The sequence below is a fragment of the Cellulomonas fimi genome, assembly GCF_028527925.1.
GTDB classification, from domain to species: Bacteria; Actinomycetota; Actinomycetes; order Actinomycetales; family Cellulomonadaceae; genus Cellulomonas; species Cellulomonas fimi_C.
Map to the genome: position 1 here is coordinate 13,855 of NZ_JAPESW010000013.1, position 19,110 is coordinate 32,964.

A 19,110-nucleotide genomic window follows, 5' to 3' on the forward strand; every position below is an offset into this window, starting at 1 on the left:
GTGAGCATCGAGTCCCAGTTCATCGCCCGTGCGGGCCGGCTCGCCGGTCCGGGCGGCCAGGCCCCGCAGGGCCCCGTCGGCCGCTACGTGCTGCCGCAGTTCGAGGAGCGCACGGCCTACGGCTTCAAGCGCCAGGACCCCTACACCAAGCTGTTCGAGGACCGGATCATCTTCCTCGGCGTGCAGGTGGACGACGCGTCGGCGGACGACGTCATGGCCCAGCTGCTCGTGCTCGAGAGCACGGACCCGGACCGCGACATCACGCTGTACATCAACTCGCCCGGCGGCTCGTTCACGGCGCTGACGGCGATCTACGACACGATGCAGTACATCAAGCCGCAGCTCGTGACCGTCTGCCTCGGGCAGGCGGCCTCCGCGGCGGCCGTGCTGCTCGCCGCCGGCTCGCCCAACAAGCGTCTGGCGCTGCCCAACGCGCGCGTGCTGATCCACCAGCCCGCGATGGAGGGTGGCGGCTACGCGCAGGCGTCCGACATCGAGATCCACGCCAACGAGCTCATCCGCATGCGCGAGTGGCTCGAGGAGACGATCGCGCACCACACCGGCCGCGACATCGACCTCGTGCGCAAGGACATCGAGCGCGACAAGATCCTCACGGCCCAGCAGGCGCTGGAGTACGGGATCGTCGACCAGGTGCTCGCGAGCCGCAAGGGCGCGCACCCGACGGTGGTCCAGCCGTCCTGACGCCTCGACGGACGCCGCCGGTCCACCCGGTCCGGCGGCGTCCGGGCGCAGGACGCAGGTCCCGACGGTCGGACAATCCGGACGACCGTCCGAGGGACACGCCGCGCGCCACGGCGGGGTTCGGCTGACATCGGGCCCCCGGTGGTGTGCAATGGGAGGACGTCGCACCCGCGGGTGCGACGGGGACGACGCACCGCCCGACGGGCGGAGGGCGGACACGGAGGAAGGGGACACGCGTGGCTCGAATCGGGGACGGAGCCGATCTCCTCAAGTGCTCGTTCTGCGGGAAGTCCCAGAAGCAGGTCAAGAAGCTCATCGCAGGCCCCGGCGTGTACATCTGCGACGAGTGCATCGAGCTCTGCAACGAGATCATCGAGGAGGAGCTCGCCGAGGCCACCGAGGTCGGCATGGTCGAGCTGCCGAAGCCGAAGGAGATCTTCGACTTCCTCGAGCAGTACATCATCGGCCAGGAGTCCGCGAAGCGGGCGCTGTCGGTCTCCGTGTACAACCACTACAAGCGCGTCCAGGCCGGTGAGATCGGCCGCAGCTCCGACGACCACGTCGAGATCGCGAAGTCGAACATCCTGCTGGTCGGCCCCACGGGCACCGGCAAGACGTACCTCGCGCAGACGCTCGCCCGCATGCTCAACGTCCCGTTCGCGATCGCCGACGCGACCGCGCTGACGGAGGCCGGCTACGTCGGCGAGGACGTCGAGAACATCCTCCTCAAGCTCATCCAGGCCGCCGACTACGACGTCAAGAAGGCCGAGCAGGGGATCATCTACATCGACGAGATCGACAAGATCGCCCGCAAGAGCGAGAACCCGTCGATCACGCGCGACGTCTCCGGCGAGGGCGTGCAGCAGGCCCTCCTGAAGATCATCGAGGGCACGACCGCCTCGGTGCCGCCGCAGGGCGGCCGCAAGCACCCGCACCAGGAGTTCATCCAGATCGACACGACGAACGTGCTGTTCATCGTGGCGGGCGCGTTCTCCGGGCTCGACGACATCATCGCCGCGCGCGCCCGCAAGCGTGTCGTCGGCTTCGGCGCCCCGCTGCTCGAGTCGCACGACGAGGGCGACCTGTTCGCCGAGGTCCGGCCGGAGGACCTGCAGAAGTACGGCCTCATCCCCGAGTTCATCGGGCGTCTGCCCGTCGTCGCGGCCGTCTCGCGGCTCGACCAGAGCGCGCTCGTGCGGATCCTGTCCGAGCCGCGCAACGCGCTCGTCAAGCAGTACCAGCGGATGTTCGAGATCGACGGCGTCGAGCTCGAGTTCGAGGACGAGGCCGTCGCGGCGATCGCCGACCAGGCACTCATGCGCGGCACCGGCGCGCGCGGTCTGCGGGCGATCATGGAGGAGGTCCTCCAGCAGGTGATGTTCGAGGTGCCGAGCCGGGACGACGTCGCCCGGGTCGTCATCACGCAGGACGTCGTGCTGGAGAACGTGAACCCGACGCTCGTGCCGCGGGAGACGCCGCGCGACAAGCGGACGCCGCGCGAGAAGAGCGCCTGAGCCGCGTCCCGCGACCCAGCAGCACCCGAGCCCCCGACGGTCGCCGTCGGGGGCTCGGTCGTCCCCGGGCCGCAGCCACGTGTCGACGGGCTGGCGGGCGGGCCTGCGCGGTCGGGATGCCGCGGCGGGTCAGCGACCGGGGCGGCGGCTGAGCGCCTTGACGGCCTCGACCAGCAGGAGCACGACGACCGCGATCGCCGCGGTCAGCGCCCAGTCGCGCGGCGCGATGGGTGCCGACTCGAACCAGTCGTGCATGAACGGCGCGTAGACGAACACCACCTGTAGCGCGAGCAGCGTCCCGACGGCGATCCACACGACGCGGTTCCCCACGAGCACGCGCGGCGTCAGGCTCGACGCGTGCAGGAACCGGCAGGAGAACAGGAACGCGACCTGCCCGAGCGCGAGCATCGTGACCGCGCTGGTCTGCGCGACGCCGTCGGTCGCGCCCAGGTCCTTCTCGACGAGGTAGACGGCGAGCGTCGCGCCGCCGATGAGCAGTGACGCGCACACCACCAGCACGAGCGAGCGCCCGGACAGGACGGACTCCGACGGTGAGCGCGGCGGGCGGTCCATGACACCCGCCTCGGCGGGCTCGTAGGCGAGCGCGAGCGACAGCGTCACGGCGGTGACGAGGTTGACCCAGAGGATCTGCACGGGCGACAGCGGGAGCGCGAGGCCGAACAGCACCGCGACGAGGATGACGAGCGACTGCGCGCCGTTGGTCGGCAGCAGGAAGACGACGGACTTGCGGATGTTGTCGTAGATCCGCCGTCCCTCCTCGACGGCCCGCTCGATCGTCGCGAAGTTGTCGTCCGCGAGGACGATCTCCGCGGCCTCCTTCGTCGCCTCGGTGCCCTTGATCCCCATGGCGATGCCGACGTCGGCCCGCGTCAGGGCGGGCGCGTCGTTCACGCCGTCGCCGGTCATCGCGACGACCTCACGGTGCGACTGCAGGGCGCGCACGATGCGGATCTTGTGCTCGGGGCTCGTGCGCGCGTAGACGTCGACCTCCTCGACGTGGACGCGGAGCTCCTCCTGGCTCATCGCCTCCAGCTCGGCACCCGTCAGCGCCCGCGCCTCCTCGCCGGGACGGACGATGCCGAGCTCGCGCGCGATCGCGACGGCGGTGCCCGCGTGGTCGCCCGTGATCATCTTCACGCCGATGCCCGCGCGGTGGCAGTCGGCGATCGCTGCGACCGCCTCGGGACGGGGCGGGTCGACGATGCCGACGACGCCGAGCAGGACGAGGTCGTGCAGGTCGTCGAGCTCCAGCCCCGAGGCGCCGGGGTCGGCGGGCCGGTACGCCGCGGCGAGCACGCGCAGCCCCTGCCCGCCGAGCTCGTCGATCGTCGCCTCCCACCGGGCGTGGTCGAGCGGCTCGGGCCGCCCGTCGGCGCCGCGCTGCGCGGTCGACCGGTCGAGCAGCCGGTCCGGCGCGCCCAGCACGTGCACGCGCAGCACGTCGTCGCCCGGTCCGTCGCCCGGGAGCCGGTCGAGCGTCGCCGAGAGCTTGTTGGCGGACTCGAACGGCACCTCGGCGACGCGCGACGCCCCGGTCACCTCGCCTCCCGCCTTGAGCACGAGCGTCCGCAACGCCCCCTCGGTGGGCTGCCCGACGACGCGCCAGCGGCCCGCGTCGTCCGCGACCACGCGGGCGTCGTTGCACAGGCCCGCCGCCTCGACGAGCGCACGCAGGTCGGGGTGCTCGTCGAGCGTCGCGGTCGCGCCCGCACGCGTGACGCGCCCCGTCGGCTCGTAGCCGAGGCCCTCGACGTCGTACGTGTGCTGCGCGGTGACGACCGTGCGGGCGGTCATCTCGTTCTTCGTGAGCGTCCCGGTCTTGTCCGAGCAGATCGTCGTGACGGACCCCAGCACCTCGACGGCGGGCAGCTTGCGCGTGATCGCGTGGCGGCGCGCCATCTGCTGCACGCCGAGCGCGAGCGTGATCGTGACGAGCGCCGGCAGCCCCTCCGGCACGGCGGCGACCGCGAAGCCGATCGCGGCGGAGATGAGCTCGGGCGGGTCCCAGTCGTGGATGACGCGCCCGATGACGAGCATGAGCGCCGCCATCACGAGGATGCCGCGCGACAGGAGCGTGCCGAGCCGGTTGAGCTGCTGCTTGAGCGGCGTGTCGAGGTGGTCGACGTCCGCGACCAGCGCCTGGATGCGGCCGATCTCGGTACCGCCAGCCGTCGCCGTGACGACCGCCGTCGCCGTGCCGGCCGCGACGATCGTCCCGCTGAACAGCATGCTCGACCGGTCGCCCACGCCGGCGTCGGCGCCCACGGGTCCGACGTCCTTGACCGCCGGCACCGACTCGCCCGTCAGCGCCGACTCGTCCACCTGGAGGTTCGTCTCGTCGAGCAGGCGCGCGTCCGCCGGCACCTTGTCGCCCGACCGCACGCGCACCACGTCACCGGGCACCAGGGTCTCGGCGGCGACCGTCGTCCAGTGGCCGTCGCGCAGCGCGGTCGCGTCGAGCGACAGCATCGTGCGGATCCCGTCGAGCGCTCGCTCCGCCTGCCCCTCCTGCAGGAAGCCGACGACCGCGTTCGCGACGGCCACGACGAGGATGACGGTGAAGTCGACCCAGTCGCCCAGGAACGCCTTGAGGACGGCCGCGGCCAGCAGGATGTAGATGAGGACGTCGTCGAAGTGCTGGAGGAAGCGCACGACGGGGTGCGCCTTCGCCGGCTCCGGCAGGCGGTTCGGCCCTGTCTCGGCGAGCCGTCGCGCGGCGTCGCTCGCGGTCAGACCACCCGCGTCCGCGCCCAGCGACGCGAGGACCTCGTCCGGCGGTTGGGCGTACGGGCGCAGGTCGGGCACGGTGGACGCAAGGCTCATGTCCTCACCTCGGGTGTGGCAGCCGTTGCCTCGCATCGTGGCACGACACCGCCGGGCGCGGCAGCCCGGCCTGCTCAGGCGCCGTCGGTCACGTGCGCGACGTCGCCGTGGCGTCGACCGCGACGTGCGCCATGTGCGGCTCGACGGCGAGGAACCCGAGCTCGACGAGGTCGTCCGCGAACGAGCGGAGGCGCTCCACCCCCGCGTCGTCGAGCGGCTCGATCTGCGGCACGTCGAAGGTGCCGATGATCGCGACCGCGTCGCCGGGCGCTCCGGCCCGGGCGTACAGGTCGGTGACGGCGGACGGCCTCTGCCGCGCCTCGACGGCCTGGGTCACCAGACCGTCGTACAGCGCGCGGACCACGTCCGGGTGCTCGTGCGCGAACGTCCGCGAGACGACGTGGACGGTGGCGTCGTGCGAGCCGACGTGGTCGCCACGCGCGACGACGACCGCACCGGGGATGCTCTGCGCCGTCGCGAAGTGCTGGTCGGTGGTCGCCCACGCGTCCACCGTCCCGGCGACGAACTCCGCCGTCGCGTCCGCCTCGCTCAGGTAGACCCGCTGCACGTCGTCGCTCGTGAGGCCGACCGCCGCGAGCGCCTTCGCCAGCACGTAGTCGCCGGCACCCCCGGGCGTCGGCCCCACCGCGACGGTGAGGCCGCGCAGGTCCTCGACGCCGGTGACCGGGACGCCCGCGCCGACGACGACGCCCTGGTCGTCGCCCGGCGTCGTCTCCAGCGCGAACGCGACGACGTCCCGCTCCTCGGCCGCCCACGTGAGCAGCTGCGAGGCGTCGGTCGTGGTCACGTCCGCCTGGCCCGTGAGGAGCGCGTCGTACGCCACCGTGGGCACCGTGTAGGGGCCGAGCCAGCGTGCCTCGAACCCGGCCTCGTCGAGCGCCTCGTCGAGCGCCTCGTCGACGATGCCCGACGAGCGGCCGAGCGTGAGGTGGTTGGCCGAGGAGACGTCGGCCACGCGGACGGTGGTCCCGGTGGCCTCGTCGGCGGTCGACCCGCCGGCCGACGCGCCGTCCGCGGCGCACGCGGCCAGCAGGCACGTCGCCGCGATCGCGGTGGCGGAGAGGGCGGTACGACGTCGGGTCACGGCGTGCTCCTTCGGGCGAGCGCCGGCCAGGCCGGCGGCGGGGCCGTCCGCGGGTGTGCGACGGCGACGGTTCGGTGCTCGACCGCAGGGGGGAGCGTCGACGGCCGCGACGAGAGCGGGCGCCGGCTCGCGACCGCGCACCGGTCGCTCGCGCGGGCTGCGCGCATCTCGACCACGCGACCCCGCGGCCGAGGGCGCTCCCGCGCCCCGTCGCCGCCCCTCCGTCGCGTTCCCCCTGCTCCGGTCGGTCGCGCGACCGTAGCGGTGAACCGGACGAATGGGACGAGTCGTCCCATGTGCTGGTCAGCGGCGGACCGTCCGGCCGGTGCCGGAGGGGTGCGCCTAGGATCGCGGTCGTGAGCGACCTGCCGGCACCGATCCCGACCGAGCTGGCGCGGCTGCGCCACAGCATCGACAACATCGACGCGGCGCTCGTCTACCTGCTCGCCGAGCGGTTCAAGGCGACCCAGCAGGTCGGCGTCCTCAAGGCCGAGCGCGGCCTCCCGCCGTCGGACCCCGGCCGCGAGGAGCAGCAGGTCGCGCGCCTGCGCGAGCTCGCGCACCAGGCGGACCTCGACCCCGTGTTCGCGGAGAAGTTCCTCGCGTTTATCGTCGAGGAGGTCATCCGCCACCACGAGGAGATCGCTCAGGATCACGCCGGACAGCGGGCGCAGCAGACCTGACGGCGCGCCCGCTCGCGGGTCGTCCAGGGGTGGCGCGCCGCGCGCATCCGGACGAAGGTGGGAACGTCAGCCCCGGCAGGACGCGCGGGTCCGCTGCGCCCGCGGTCGCCGAGGACCGTCGACCACTCACGAGGTGCTGCATGGACCTGCACTGGCTGAAGCCCCTCCTCGGGCGCCCGGCCCCGTTCACGACCGTCTACCTGGACGTGACGCGCGCCGACGTCGCGGGGGAGGCCGAGGCGGCCGACCGCTGGCGGGCCGTCCGCCGGACGCTCGAGCGCGACGGCGCGCCCGCCGCCGTGCTGGACGAGATCGGCGAGCGGTTCGCCGTGCCGACCGGCGTCAAGGGCCCGCACGGTCGCGTCATCGTCGCCGACGCCGAGGGCGTGCGCGTCGACCGCGTGCTGTCGGAGCCCCCCGCGCAGTCCAGCGCGGTGTTCGGGCCGGCCCCCGCGCTGCTGCCGGCCGTGCGCGCGGCCGAGGAGAACGTGCACCACGTCCTCGTCGAGGTGGACCGCAACGGCGCGGACCTCACGTGGCACACCGGCGACGGCGCACGGACCGGCGACGCGTCCGAGGTCGAGCACGTCGACGGCGGGCACGACGACGTGCACAAGGTCAAGGAGGGGGCGCTGTCGCGGCGGAACCAGACGCGCGCGGAGGACTCCTGGGAGCGGAACGCGGAAGCGGTCGCAGCGGTGCTCGGCAAGCGGGTCGCGGAGCGGTCGCCCGACCTCGTGGTGCTCACCGGGGACGTGCGCGCCGTCGCGCTCGTGCGCGACGAGGTGGACCAGCACGTGCGGTCGATCCTCGTCGAGGTGCCCGGCGGCGCGCGTGGGGAGGGCGTCAAGCGGGACGCGTTCGCCGCCAAGGTCGCCGACGCGCTCGACTCGTTCCGGAACCGGCGGCGCGAGTCCGTGCTCGCACGCTTCCGCGAGGCCCTGGGCCGCGGCGACGGCGCGGTCACCGCGCTCGACGACGTCATCGAGGTGCTGCGCCGCGGACAGGTCGACGAGCTCGTCCTGCACGAGTCGACGCTCAGCGGTGCGTTGACGGACAAGGAGCTGTGGGTCGGGCCGGAGCCGCTCCAGCTCGGCACGGGCAGCGGTGACCTCGACGCGCTCGGCGTGTCCGCGGACGCACGCCGCAAGCTCCCCGCGGGCGTCGCGCTCGTGCGGGCCGCGCTCGGTCAGGACGCCGGCGTCACGTTCGCGGAGGACGGCAGCGTCGAGCTCGTCGACGGGGTCGGTGCCGTCCTGCGCTGGTCGGACGGGTCGACGCCGAGCGAGTCCGTGCCGACGCAGTCGGCCGACCAGCGACGCCTGCGCAACGTCGTCTGACGCCACCACCGGGCCGGTCGGCGCGGAGGGGTCGGGTTCCTCCTCCGCGCCGGTCAGCGCCGGTCAGCCGTGGTGCTCGCGCGTGTCGACGTAGAGCGCGTCGACGTCCGCGGCGAAGTCCTTGAGCACGAGCGCGCGCTTCACCTTGAGCGACGGCGTGAGGTAGCCGTTCGCCTCGGTGAGATCCGTCGGCAGGACCCGGATCTTGCGGATCGACTCGGCGCGCGAGACGGCCTCGTTCGCGCGCTCCACGGCGCGGTCGAGTGCCTCGAGCACGCGCGGGTCGGACCCGGCGGTGACGACGTCCATGGGCGGCAGGCCGTGGTTCGACAGCCAGCCGGGCAACATCTCGGCGTCGAGCGTGACGAGCGCGCCGATGAACGGCCGCTGGTCGCCGACGACGACGACCTGGCTGACGATGGGGTGACCGCGCAGCCGGTCCTCGAGGACGGCAGGCGCGACGTTCTTGCCGCCCGCGGTGACGATGATCTCCTTGGTGCGGCCCGTGATGCGCAGGTAGCCGTCGTCGTCGAGCGTGCCGAGGTCGCCCGTGCGGAACCAGCCGTCGACCAGCGCTTCCGCGGTCGCCTCGGCGTTGTGCCGGTAGCCGCGGAACACGTGCGGGCCGGCGATCCAGATGCCGCCCTCGTCGTCGACGCGCACCGACGTGCCCGGGAACGCGGGGCCGACCGAGCCGACCTTGGTGAGGCCCGGGCGGTTGACCGTGGTCGGTGCGGTCGTCTCCGTCAGGCCGTAGCCCTCGAGCACGCGCACGCCGATCCCGCGGTAGAAGTGCCCGAGCCGCTCGCCGAGCGGCGCACCGCCCGAGATCGCCCACTCCGCCCTGCCGCCCAGCGCGGCGCGCAGCTTGCTGTGCACCAGCGCGCCGGCCAGGCGGTGCTGGGCCTTGAGCGCGGCCGACGGGCCGGCGGGCGTGTCCTGCGCGCGCGAGAACGCGATCGCGACCTTCGCCGCCCAGCGGAACAGTCGCAGCTTCGTCCCGCCGCCCGCCTTCTGCTCGGCCGAGTTGTAGACCTTCTCGAACACGCGCGGCACGGCCAGCACGAACGTGGGCTGGAACGCCGCGAGGTCGGGCAGCAGGTTGCGCGTGTCGGGCGTGTGGCCGAGCACCGCGCCCGACGGGATGCACAGCACCTCGATGTACCGCGCGAACACGTGCGCGAGCGGCATGAACAGCAGCGTGCGCGAGTGCGGCTGCGCACAGACCTCGCCGAGCCCGTCGACGCCGTTGAGCGTGTGGAACACGAAGTTGCCGTGCGTGAGCTCGACACCCTTCGGGCGGCCGGTCGTGCCGGACGTGTAGATGACCGTGGCCAGGTCGTCCGCACCCGCCAGCGCCGAGCGCCGCTCGATCTCGGCGTCGGGCACGTCGGTGCCCTCGCTGATCAGCCCGTCGACCGCACCCTCGTCGATGACGAGCACGTGCGCGAGGCCCGGCAGGTCGTCGCGGACCTGCGCGACCACGCTGGCGTGCGCGGCGGTCTCGACGAGCGCGATCCGTGCGCCCGTGTCGGCGGCGATCCACCGCACCTGCTCGGGCGACGACGTCTCGTACACCGGCACGCCGACGCCGCCCGCGGCCCAGATCGCGAAGTCGAGCAGCGTCCACTCGTACCGCGTGCGCGACATCAGCGCGACGCGGTCGCCGGGCTCGAGCCCGCGCGCGACGAGCCCCTTGGCGACGGCCCGCACCTCGGCGGCGAAGGCCGTGACCGTCACCGGCGTCCATGTGCCACCGAGGCCGGTGGACCGCTCGATCAGCACGCCGTCCGGGTCCCGGGCGAGCCGCTGCGCGAGCAGCCCGGGGATGTTCGCGCGCGGGTCGAGCTCGACCGGGCTGGGGGAGGAGAACTCGCGCACTGCCGCGCTCCTGTCGCTGGTCGCTGGGTGTCTGCTCGGCTGTCCCGCGGCGGTCAGGCCTGCGCGGCCTTCGGCTGCGGCTCGGCGAGCACCGCGTCGCGCGCGACGACCTGCTCACCGTCCTGCTCGACGAGGTCGAGCGCGCCGACCGCACGCCCGGCGGCCCGCACGTCGTCGAGCGCGACGTCGACACCCGCGCGCAGCGCCGCAGGCACGGCCAGCGTCACCGCGGTGATCTCGGTGCGCATTGACACCTTGGCCTCCGACTTGACCTTGCGCAGCGCGGCGAGCGCCGCACCGGCCGCGGCGACCACGCCCGGGTCGGCGTCGCCCGCGGCGGACCGCAGCGGGGCGGCGTCCGGCCACGGCGCGCGGTGCACCGAGCCGTCGCGCCACCACGACCAGACCTCCTCGGTCGCGAACGGCAGCACGGGTGCGAACAGCCGCAGCATCGTGTCGAGCGCGATGCCGAGCGCGGCGCGCGCGGACGCGGTCTCGGCCGACACCTGCTCGGCGCCCGCACCGTACGCGCGGTCCTTCACGAGCTCGAGGTAGTCGTCGCAGAACGTCCAGAAGAACGTCTCCGACAGCTCGAGCGCGCGCGTGTGGTCGTACGACTCGAGCGCCTCGGTCGCCTTCGCGACGACGTCCGCCAGGCCGGCGAGCATCGCGCGGTCGAGCGTCACGGTCACGAGCGCCGGGTCGAGCTCCGCGGTGCCGAACGACAGCGCGAACTTCGACGCGTTGAGGATCTTGATCGCGAGGCGGCGGCCGATCTTCATCTGGCCGACCTCGAACGCGGCGTCCGTGCCCAGGCGGGCCGAGGCCGCCCAGTAGCGCACCGCGTCGGAGCCGTGCTCCTCGAGCAGGCCCATCGGCGTGACGACGTTGCCCTTCGACTTCGACATCTTCTTGCGGTCGGGGTCGAGGATCCAGCCGCTGATCGCCGCGTCGGTCCACGGCAGCGTGCCGTGCTCGAGGTGCGAGCGGACCACGGTCGAGAACAGCCAGGTCCGGATGATGTCCTGGCCCTGCGGGCGCAGGTCCATCGGGAAGACGCGCGCGAACAGGTCGGGGTCGGTGCGCCAGCCGCCGACGATCTGCGGCGTCAGCGAGCTCGTCGCCCAGGTGTCCATGACGTCGGGGTCGCCCACGAACCCGCCCGGCACGCCGCGCTGCTCGGCCGTGTACCCGGCGGGCACGTCGGACGACGGGTCGATCGGGAGCTGGTCCTCGGTCGGCAGCAGCGGCGCGTCGTAGTCGGGGTCGCCGTTCTCGTCGAGCCGGTACCAGACCGGGAACGGCACGCCGAAGAACCGCTGGCGCGAGATGAGCCAGTCGCCGTTGAGGCCGCCGACCCAGTTCTCGTAGCGCACGCGCATGAAGTCGGGGTGGAAGTCGAGCTCGGCGCCGCGCGCGAGCAGGCCCTCGCGCAGGTCGGCGTCGCGGCCGCCGTTGCGGATGTACCACTGGCGGCTCGTGACGATCTCGAGGGGCTTGTCGCCCTTCTCGTAGAAGTTCGCCTTGCGCTGCGTCGCCTGCGGCTCGCCGTCGAGGTCGCCCGACGCGCGGAGCCCGGCGACGACGGCCTCACGCGCCGAGAACGTCGTCTTGCCCGCGAGCTCTTCGAAGGCGGCACGACCCGCGTCCGTCGTGAGCCACTCGGGCGTCTCGCGGACGATGCGACCGTCGCGGCCGACCACCGAGCGGGTCGGGAGCTGGAGCTCGCGCCACCACTGCACGTCGGTGAGGTCGCCGAAGGTGCAGCACATCGCGATGCCCGCGCCCTTGTCGGGCTCGGCGGCCGGGTGCGCGAGGACGGGCAGCTCGACGCCGAACAGCGGCGACGTCACCGTCGTGCCGAACAGGTGCTGGTAGCGCTCGTCGTCGGGGTGCGCGATGAGGGCCACGCACGCGGGCAGCAGCTCGGGTCGCGTCGTCTCGATGTAGACGGGCTCGCTCCCGTCCCGGTGGAAGGCCACGCGGTGGAACGCGCCCGGGTAGTCGCGCGCCTCGAGCTCGGCCTGCGCGACCGCCGTCTGGAACGTCACGTCCCACAGGCCCGGAGCCTCGGCCTGGTACGCCTCGCCGCGCGCGAGGTTGCGCAGGAACGCCTGCTGGGCGACCGCGCGCGCCTCGGCGGACACCGTCTGGTACGTCATCGACCAGTCGACCGACAGGCCCAGGTGGCGCCACAGCGCCTCGAACTGGCGCTCGTCGTCGGCCGTGAGGCGCTCGCAGAGCTCGACGAAGTTGCGGCGGCTCACCGGCACCTGGTCCGCGGGCTTCACGGGCTTGCCGTCCGTCCCTTCGTGCGGCGGCACGAAGCCCTCGACGTAGGGGAGCGACGGGTCGCAGCGCACGCCGTAGTAGTTCTGCACGCGGCGCTCGGTCGGCAGGCCGTTGTCGTCCCAGCCCATCGGGTAGAACACCTCGCTGCCGCGCATGCGTCGGAAGCGCGCGACGACGTCGGTGTGCGTGTACGAGAAGACGTGCCCCACGTGCAGCGAGCCCGAGACCGTCGGGGGCGGGGTGTCGATCGAGTAGATCTCCTCACGCGTGCGCGAGCGGTCGAACGCGTAGAGGCCCTGGGCCGTCCACGCGGCGTCCCAGCGGTCCTCCAGGCCGTCGAGCGAGACCTTGTCCGGTACCGCCCGCGTGCCCGTGGTGCCAGGGGTCGTCGAGGGGGCGGTCGGGTTCAGGTCGCTCATGGGCACACATCCTCCCAGATCCGCGACGACCACCCGCGCGGGTTTCCCCAGGCGGACCGGCCCTGTGCGCGAGGGAACACACGCGACACACGGCCGGGTTAGTGTCGCCGGAGGGCCACCCGCACGAGGCGGGCGGCCCGGCACGACGAGGGAGAGCGACGCGGGTGAGCGGTGTGACGGCGAACGGTCTGACGGTCGGGTACGCGGCGATGCTGGAGCAGTTCCACCCCACCGAGGCGGTGGACCTCTCGGCGTACGCCGAGGAGCACGGCTTCTCCGGCGTGATGGCGGCCGACCACTTCCAGCCGTGGGTGCCCGCGCAGGGGCAGTCCTCGTTCGTGTGGAACGTGCTGACGGCGGTCGGTGAGCGGACGCGCGGCGACTTCGGGCCCGGCGTGACCGCGCCGACGTTCCGCTGGCACCCGGCGATGGTCGCGCAGGCGTCGGCGACGCTCGCGGCGATGTACCCGGGTCGGCACTGGCTGGGCCTCGGCTCGGGCGAGGCGCTCAACGAGCACATCATCGCCGAGTACTGGCCCGAGGCCCCCGAGCGGATCAACCGCATGTTCGAGGCCATCGACATCATCAAGAAGCTCTTCACGGCGTCGCTCGCGGGTCGCGACGTCAAGCACGCCGGGCAGTTCTACAAGCTCGAGTCGACGCGGCTGTGGACCATGCCCGAGGAGGCGCCCGAGATCCTCGTCGCGACCGCCGGTCCCGTCACCGCCAAGCGTGCGGGCAAGCACGCCGACGGGCTCATCACGGTCGGTGCGCCGCTCGAGAAGATCAGCGGCCTGTTCGGCAAGTTCCACGAGGGGGCGCGCGAGGCCGGGCGGGACGCCGACGCGATGCCGAAGGTGCTCCAGCTGCACATGTCGTGGGCGCCGACCGACGAGGAGGCGCTGGCCAACGCGATGCGCGAGTGGCCCAACGGCGGCATGAAGTTTCCCAAGGCTGACATCCGCTCGCCGTTCGACTTCGAGCAGATGGCCCGGCTCGTGCGCCCCGAGGACTTCGAGGGCCGCATGGTCATCTCGTCGGACCCCGACGTCCACCGCGCCGAGATCCAGAAGTACGTCGACCTCGGCTTCGACCGGATCTACCTGCACAACGTCGGCCGCAACCAGCGCGAGTGGATCGAGGTCTTCGGCGCCGACGTGCTGCCGAAGCTGTCGCGATGACGACCGGCCCGACGGACGAGCTGCGGGTCTGGGCGCCCGACGGGCTCGGCGAGGTCCGACCGGGCGATGACCTGCCGGCGCTGCTCGTCGACCTGCTGCGCGCCGACGCGGAGGCCCGGCCCGATCGCGCGCTCGCTCACGGCGACGTGCTGGTGCTCACCAGCAAGGTCGTGTCGAAGGCCGAGGGAAGGGTCGTCGCCGCCGCCGACCGCGAGCAGGCGATCACGGACGAGACCGTGCGCGTCGTCGCGACGCGCGAGCACGCCGCGGGCGTCACGCGGATCGTCGAGAACCGGCTCGGGCTCGTCATGGCGGCGGCCGGTGTCGACGCGAGCAACACGCCCGAGGGCACGGTCCTGCTGCTGCCGGTCGACCCCGACGCCTCCGCACGAGCCGTGCGCGCGGCCGTCGCCCGGGCGTTCGGGGTGCGGGTCGGCGTCGTCGTGTCCGACACCGCCGGGCGGCCGTGGCGGCAGGGGGTCGCCGACCTGGCGATCGGCGCCGCGGGCGTCGCGGTCCTCGACGACCTGCGCGGTCAGGTCGACTCGTTCGGGCGACCGCTGACGATGACCGTGACCGCCGTGGCGGACGAGATCGCCGCGGCGGCCGAGCTGGTCAAGGGCAAGGCGGCCGGGCGGCCGCTCGCGGTGGTCCGCGGCCTCGGCCACGTCGTCACCGTGGACGACGGCCCGGGTGCGCGCGTGCTGGTGCGGACCGGCGACGACGACATGTTCCGGCAGGGGAGCGCGGAGGCGTACGCGCAGGGCTGGAAGGACGCCGTCGAGCGGGCGTGAGGAGCCGGGCGCGCGGCCCCGCGAAGGGGCGCACATCGCGGGCCGGGCGTGGAAGCACGGCCGGTCGCCGGCCGGGCGACCGGCCGTGACACCACTGTGCATCCGGCCTGACACCATGTGACGCCGATCTGACACCACAAAGGCTTGCGGTGACACCACGGTGGTGTCATGCTAGGTGTCATGGAACTCGGGCAGTACGTCAGCGACCTCCAGCGTCAGCTCATGGACGCCGCCGAGCACGGCGGGGACGACACCCGCGCCGTCGCCGAGCGGCTCGCCGCGGGCCTCGACGCGGCCACCCGCCTCGTGCTGCTCGACGCGCTGTCGGCCGCCGCCGGCGAGATCACGCGTGACCTCGCACCCGGCTCGGTCGACGTGCGGCTGCGCGGACGCGAGGTCGAGTTCGTCGTCACGCAGCCCCCGTCCGAGGCGGACGCCGAGGAGGCGAGCACGGTGACCACCGCGCCCGTGGACCTCGACGACGTCAGCACCTCACGCACCACGCTCCGCCTGCCCGACGCGCTCAAGGCGCGCGTCGACGAGGCGGCCACCGCGGACGGCCTGTCCGTCAACGCCTGGCTCGTCCGCGCGATCGCGGCGGCCCTGCAGCCGAAGCAACGACGATCCGCGCAGCGCGCGCTGCGCACCGGCGACAGCTTCGCCGGCTGGGCGCGCTAGCCCGGCACCGCACCTCCGAGCACCACCAGCCCCGCGAACCCGCGGGGCCGGACAAGCACACCCTCAGCACGGGAGGCGTCAGCATGCCCACGTACAGCACACCCCAGCCCATCGACCTCGCGGTCCACGTCCCCGTCGGTGACCTGCGCGTCATCGCGAGCGACCGCGCCGACACCGTCGTGACCGTCGCGCCCTCCAACCCGGCGAAGGCGGACGACCGCCGCGCCGTCGAGGAGACGAAGGTCGACTTCGACGGCCGGCGCCTCACCGTCCTCGGGCCGCGGCCGCGGCTCTCCTGGATCGGCCCCGGCCCGAACGACTCGGTCGACGTCGTCGTCGAGCTGCCCGCGGGCTCGCGTGTCACGGCCGAGCTGTCCGTCGGCAACGTCCAGACCGTGGGCCGGCTCGGAGCGACCCGGGCCAAGAGCTCCTCCGTCCAGCTCGACACCACCGGCGACCTGTGGGTCCGGGCCATGCACGGGGTGGTCGACGTGGAGCGCGTCGAGGGCACGGCGGAGATCACCGCCGACCACGGACGCGTCCGGATCGGCACGGTGCACGGCGACGCCGTCATCAAGGCGTCGCACGGGGCCGTGCAGGTCGAGGAGTCGGGCGGCGACCTCGAGGCGAAGCTCTCGTACGGCGACCTGGACGTCGACCGGGCCCTCGGCTCGGTCACCGCGAAGACGGCCTACGGCAGCGTCCGCGTCGCCGAGGTGTCGAGCGGGTCGGTCCAGGTCGAGAGCGGCTACGGCCAGGTGGCAGTCGGCGTCCGGCGTGGGGTCGCCGCGTGGCTCGACCTGTCGTCGAAGGACGGGCGCGTCCGCAACCAGCTCGACGGCCAGGCCGCCCCCGCCGAGGGCGAGCGCACCGTCGCGGTCCGGGCGCGCACGCGCTCGGGCGACATCACCGTCCAGCACGCCCGCTGAGCGGGCACCACCACCACGAGAAGGGGACGCGACACCTCATGAACGCCACCTCATCCGCCATCCGCGTGCGCGGCGCCGAGAAGTCCTTCGGGGACCTCCACGTCCTGCGCGGCGTCGACCTCGACGTCGCGCCGGGCAGCATCTTCGCCCTGCTCGGTTCGAACGGCGCCGGCAAGACGACCATGGTGCGGATCCTGTCCACGCTGCTGAAGCCCGACGCGGGAACGGCCGTCGTCAACGGGTTCGACGTCACCACCGCGCCGCGCGACGTCCGCGAGTCGATCAGCCTGACCGGCCAGTTCGCGGCGGTCGACGAGATCCTGTCCGGCCGTGAGAACCTCGTCCTGGTCGCGCGGCTGCGGCACCTCGACGACCCCGGCCGCATCGCCGACGACCTGCTCGCGCGCTTCGACCTCACCGAGGCGGGCTCCCGGCGCGTGTCGACCTACTCGGGCGGCATGCGGCGGCGGCTCGACATCGCGATGAGCCTCGTCGGGCACCCGAGCGTGCTGTTCCTCGACGAGCCGACGACGGGCCTCGACCCCGAGGCGCGGCAGGAGGTCTGGCGGGTCGTCCAGGGGCTGGCACGGCAGGGCACGACCGTTCTGCTCACCACGCAGTACCTGGAGGAGGCCGAGCAGCTCGCGGACCGCATCGCGATCCTCCACCAGGGCCGCATCATCGCGAACGGCACGCTCGCCGAGCTCAAGGCGCTGCTGCCGCCCGCGACCGTCGAGTACGTCGAGAAGCAGCCGACGCTCGAGGAGATCTTCCTCGCGCTCGTCGGGACCCCCACCACCACGGAGTCCGGGAAGGACCAGTCATGAGCACGCACGTCTACGCCGACACCGCCGCCCTCACCGGGCGCTCGCTGCGGCACATCAGCCGCAGCGCCGACACGATCATCACGACGGCGCTCACGCCGATCGCGCTGCTGCTGCTGTTCGTCTACGTCTTCGGCGGGGCGATCGAGGCGGGCGGCGAGAGCTACGTCAACTACCTGCTGCCGGGGATCCTGCTCATCGCGATCGCGTCGGGCATCGCGTACACCGCCGTCCGGCTGTTCACCGACATGCAGAGCGGCATCTTCGAGCGCTTCCACTCGATGCCGATCGCCCGGTCGTCGGTGCTGTGGGCGCACGTGCTGACGTCGCTCGTCGCGAACGGGATCACGGTGGTGATCATCGTGCTCGTCGGGCTCCTCATGGGCTTCCGGACCTCGGCGGGCGTCGGGGCGTGGCTCGCGGTGGCGGGCATCCTCGCGCTGTTCACGCTCGCGCTCACGTGGCTCGCCGTCATCGCCGGTCTCACCGCGAAGTCGGTCGACGGTGCCGCGGGGTTCTCCTACCCGCTGATCTTCCTGCCGTTCATCAGCTCGGCGTTCGTCCCGACGGAGACCATGCCGGGGCCGGTGCGGTGGTTCGCCGAGAACCAGCCGGTCACGTCGATCGTCGACAGCATCCAGCACCTGTTCGCGGGTGAGCCCGTCGGCAGCGACCTGTGGGTCGCGCTCGGGTGGTGCGTCGGCATCCTCGTCGTCGCCTACCTCGGCGCCATGGCCGCCTACCGGCGCCGGATCGGCTGATGCCGCACCGCTCGTCCCTCGTCCGGAAGCCGGACTGAGGCGCCAGGATCCTCGACCGCACGCCGGTCGGGGATCGTGGCGTGTCAGCCCTCGGGGGCCCTCAGGCCTCCGCTGCGGGCGGGCATGGTCGCGGCGACGTGCGCGGGCCGGCCGGTCGCACCGGGCTCGCGATCCGGGATCGGCTCGGCGACGGACGCCGTGCCGTCGACCAACACCTCGCTGCTCGCCGTGCTCCGCGGGCTCGGGCGCGGTGACCGTGGGCGACCGCCTGGGGCGCCCACAGGCGCGCCGCACGCGGCCGGAGCTCGCTCACGAGGGCGCCGGGCGATGCGCCCCCGGTCGCGCGGCACGGCGAGCACCCCGAGCAGCGATCAGAGTCGCTGCGACCACCCCGACGAGACCGGCCCAGGCCACGGCGAGCAGGGCGTCCGCGTCGGCGGCGCCGGTGGACAGCACCACCCCGCACAGGGCCCAGGCGCTCGTCGCACCGGCAGCGCATCGCGCGACGACGCTGCGCGCGACGACGACGACGAGCACCACCGCCGTGGCGACCGCGCCGACGAGCAGGGCCGCCAGGGCGCGGCTCGAGGGGCGGTCCACGAGCGTGGCGGCGTTGATCCACACGGCTGCGGCAGCCCACCCCGCGTACACCCCGAGAACCGCCTCCACCCACGCGTCCCCGCCGCGCACGCTCCCGGCGACGGGGCGCTCCGTCAGCGGTGCCCGACGGAGCGCCACGGCGAGGGCGCCGAGCATGCCCGCGAAGATCGGGACGGTCGCGACCGGTGCGGCGGCCGCCGCCCACAGCCACGCGACGAACCCGACCTGGGTCAGGCTCAACGGCACGTGCAGCCGGCGGTACGCGGGCGAGGTCGCCCGTCGTTCCGGGAGCCCGCGCACCGCGATCGTCAGGCAGCCCAGCAGCACGACGCCCCACACGGCGAAGAAAGGGCCGGGCGGGACGACGACGGGATCCTCGGTGCTGCCCTGGTCGAAACCTGCGAGCGGAGGGGCGGCGAGCTGCGCGACCGCGGTCACCAGCAGAACCCATCGCCCCGCCCGCGGCGACAGCCACCCGTCGCGCGAGGCGACCGGCAAGGCGCTCATCGGACGGGCTCGGCTCTCGGGTGCCACAGGACGGACGGTACGACGTCCATGACGGA

General features: G+C 73.3%; 15 protein-coding genes. 10 read left to right on the top strand and 5 right to left on the bottom strand.

Features of this window, described 5'->3' with window-relative positions; genetic code table 11:
• Together OMK64_RS08180 and clpX are read left to right on the top strand one after the other, a co-directional pair.
• On the top strand, positions 1–702 hold the full coding sequence (locus tag OMK64_RS08180; RefSeq protein ID WP_272727585.1) for an ATP-dependent Clp protease proteolytic subunit: 702 nt from the start codon (positions 1–3) through the stop codon (positions 700–702).
• Between the two features lie 236 nt (positions 703–938).
• A complete protein-coding gene (gene clpX / locus OMK64_RS08185) occupies positions 939–2,216 on the top strand; it encodes an ATP-dependent Clp protease ATP-binding subunit ClpX (protein ID WP_272727586.1) in 1,278 nt (425 codons plus the stop codon).
• Between the two features lie 129 nt (positions 2,217–2,345).
• Here the strand turns inward: clpX and OMK64_RS08190 are convergent, their stop codons facing one another.
• Together OMK64_RS08190 and OMK64_RS08195 are read right to left on the bottom strand one after the other, a co-directional pair.
• Positions 2,346–5,060 carry a cation-translocating P-type ATPase gene (locus OMK64_RS08190; RefSeq protein ID WP_272727587.1) on the bottom strand — a complete coding sequence of 905 codons (2,715 nt, stop codon included), beginning with the start codon at positions 5,058–5,060 and terminating at the stop codon, positions 2,346–2,348.
• 88 nt (positions 5,061–5,148) lie between these two features.
• Positions 5,149–6,165, bottom strand: a complete 1,017-nt coding sequence (locus OMK64_RS08195; RefSeq protein WP_272727588.1) for an ABC transporter substrate-binding protein — start codon at positions 6,163–6,165, stop codon at positions 5,149–5,151.
• 356 nt (positions 6,166–6,521) lie between these two features.
• Here OMK64_RS08195 and OMK64_RS08200 point away from each other — a divergent pair, with 356 nt between their 5' ends.
• Both OMK64_RS08200 and OMK64_RS08205 read left to right on the top strand, forming a co-directional pair.
• The gene (locus tag OMK64_RS08200; protein ID WP_272727589.1) at positions 6,522–6,848 is read left to right on the top strand and encodes a chorismate mutase; all 327 of its coding nucleotides are present in this window, start codon (positions 6,522–6,524) and stop codon (positions 6,846–6,848) included.
• Between the two features lie 140 nt (positions 6,849–6,988).
• Positions 6,989–8,188 carry a baeRF2 domain-containing protein gene (locus OMK64_RS08205; protein ID WP_272727590.1) on the top strand — a complete coding sequence of 400 codons (1,200 nt, stop codon included), beginning with the start codon at positions 6,989–6,991 and terminating at the stop codon, positions 8,186–8,188.
• Positions 8,189–8,251: 63 nt separating this feature from the next.
• Here OMK64_RS08205 and OMK64_RS08210 read toward each other — a convergent pair whose 3' ends face one another.
• On the bottom strand, positions 8,252–10,069 hold the full coding sequence (locus OMK64_RS08210; protein WP_272727591.1) for an AMP-dependent synthetase/ligase: 1,818 nt from the start codon (positions 10,067–10,069) through the stop codon (positions 8,252–8,254).
• A 53-nt stretch (positions 10,070–10,122) separates the two neighbouring features.
• Positions 10,123–12,780 (bottom strand): valine--tRNA ligase, encoded by a 2,658-nt coding sequence (valS, locus tag OMK64_RS08215; protein WP_272727592.1) that lies wholly within the window; start codon positions 12,778–12,780, stop codon positions 10,123–10,125.
• A 209-nt stretch (positions 12,781–12,989) separates the two neighbouring features.
• On the opposite strand from valS, the gene OMK64_RS08220 reads away from it, so the two are divergent.
• From OMK64_RS08220 to OMK64_RS08245, 6 genes are all read left to right on the top strand, one after another.
• Positions 12,990–13,961, top strand: coding sequence for a TIGR03557 family F420-dependent LLM class oxidoreductase (locus OMK64_RS08220; protein WP_162354191.1), 972 nt, complete (start codon positions 12,990–12,992; stop codon positions 13,959–13,961).
• Positions 13,958–14,755, top strand: a complete 798-nt coding sequence (locus OMK64_RS08225) for a coenzyme F420-0:L-glutamate ligase (protein ID WP_272727594.1) — start codon at positions 13,958–13,960, stop codon at positions 14,753–14,755. Before OMK64_RS08220 ends, OMK64_RS08225 begins: the two co-directional genes overlap by 4 nt.
• Positions 14,756–14,935: 180 nt before the next feature.
• The gene (locus tag OMK64_RS08230; RefSeq protein WP_272727595.1) at positions 14,936–15,433 is read left to right on the top strand and encodes a type II toxin-antitoxin system HicB family antitoxin; all 498 of its coding nucleotides are present in this window, start codon (positions 14,936–14,938) and stop codon (positions 15,431–15,433) included.
• Positions 15,434–15,516: 83 nt separating this feature from the next.
• Complete coding sequence (locus OMK64_RS08235) at positions 15,517–16,362, top strand: DUF4097 family beta strand repeat-containing protein (protein ID WP_272727596.1); 846 nt, start codon at positions 15,517–15,519, stop codon at positions 16,360–16,362.
• A 38-nt stretch (positions 16,363–16,400) separates the two neighbouring features.
• The gene (locus OMK64_RS08240) at positions 16,401–17,189 is read left to right on the top strand and encodes an ABC transporter ATP-binding protein (RefSeq protein ID WP_272727597.1); all 789 of its coding nucleotides are present in this window, start codon (positions 16,401–16,403) and stop codon (positions 17,187–17,189) included.
• A complete protein-coding gene (locus tag OMK64_RS08245) occupies positions 17,186–17,947 on the top strand; it encodes an ABC transporter permease (RefSeq protein ID WP_272727598.1) in 762 nt (253 codons plus the stop codon). Before OMK64_RS08240 ends, OMK64_RS08245 begins: the two co-directional genes overlap by 4 nt.
• 309 nt (positions 17,948–18,256) lie before the next feature.
• On the opposite strand, the gene OMK64_RS08250 is transcribed toward OMK64_RS08245, so the two are convergent.
• Positions 18,257–19,054, bottom strand: coding sequence for a TspO-related membrane protein (locus OMK64_RS08250; protein ID WP_272727599.1), 798 nt, complete (start codon positions 19,052–19,054; stop codon positions 18,257–18,259).
• Positions 19,055–19,110: the final 56 nt, after the last annotated feature.

Coding starts and splice junctions, on each gene's coding strand:
- OMK64_RS08190 (WP_272727587.1), bottom strand. CDS start 5,060: ATGAGCCTTGCGTCCACCGTGCCCGACCTGCGCCCGTACGCCCAACCG.
- OMK64_RS08205 (WP_272727590.1), top strand. CDS start 6,989: ATGGACCTGCACTGGCTGAAGCCCCTCCTCGGGCGCCCGGCCCCGTTC.
- valS (WP_272727592.1), bottom strand. CDS start 12,780: ATGAGCGACCTGAACCCGACCGCCCCCTCGACGACCCCTGGCACCACG.
- OMK64_RS08220 (WP_162354191.1), top strand. CDS start 12,990: ATGCTGGAGCAGTTCCACCCCACCGAGGCGGTGGACCTCTCGGCGTAC.
- OMK64_RS08225 (WP_272727594.1), top strand. CDS start 13,958: ATGACGACCGGCCCGACGGACGAGCTGCGGGTCTGGGCGCCCGACGGG.
- OMK64_RS08230 (WP_272727595.1), top strand. CDS start 14,936: ATGGAACTCGGGCAGTACGTCAGCGACCTCCAGCGTCAGCTCATGGAC.
- OMK64_RS08235 (WP_272727596.1), top strand. CDS start 15,517: ATGCCCACGTACAGCACACCCCAGCCCATCGACCTCGCGGTCCACGTC.
- OMK64_RS08240 (WP_272727597.1), top strand. CDS start 16,401: ATGAACGCCACCTCATCCGCCATCCGCGTGCGCGGCGCCGAGAAGTCC.
- OMK64_RS08245 (WP_272727598.1), top strand. CDS start 17,186: ATGAGCACGCACGTCTACGCCGACACCGCCGCCCTCACCGGGCGCTCG.
- OMK64_RS08250 (WP_272727599.1), bottom strand. CDS start 19,054: ATGAGCGCCTTGCCGGTCGCCTCGCGCGACGGGTGGCTGTCGCCGCGG.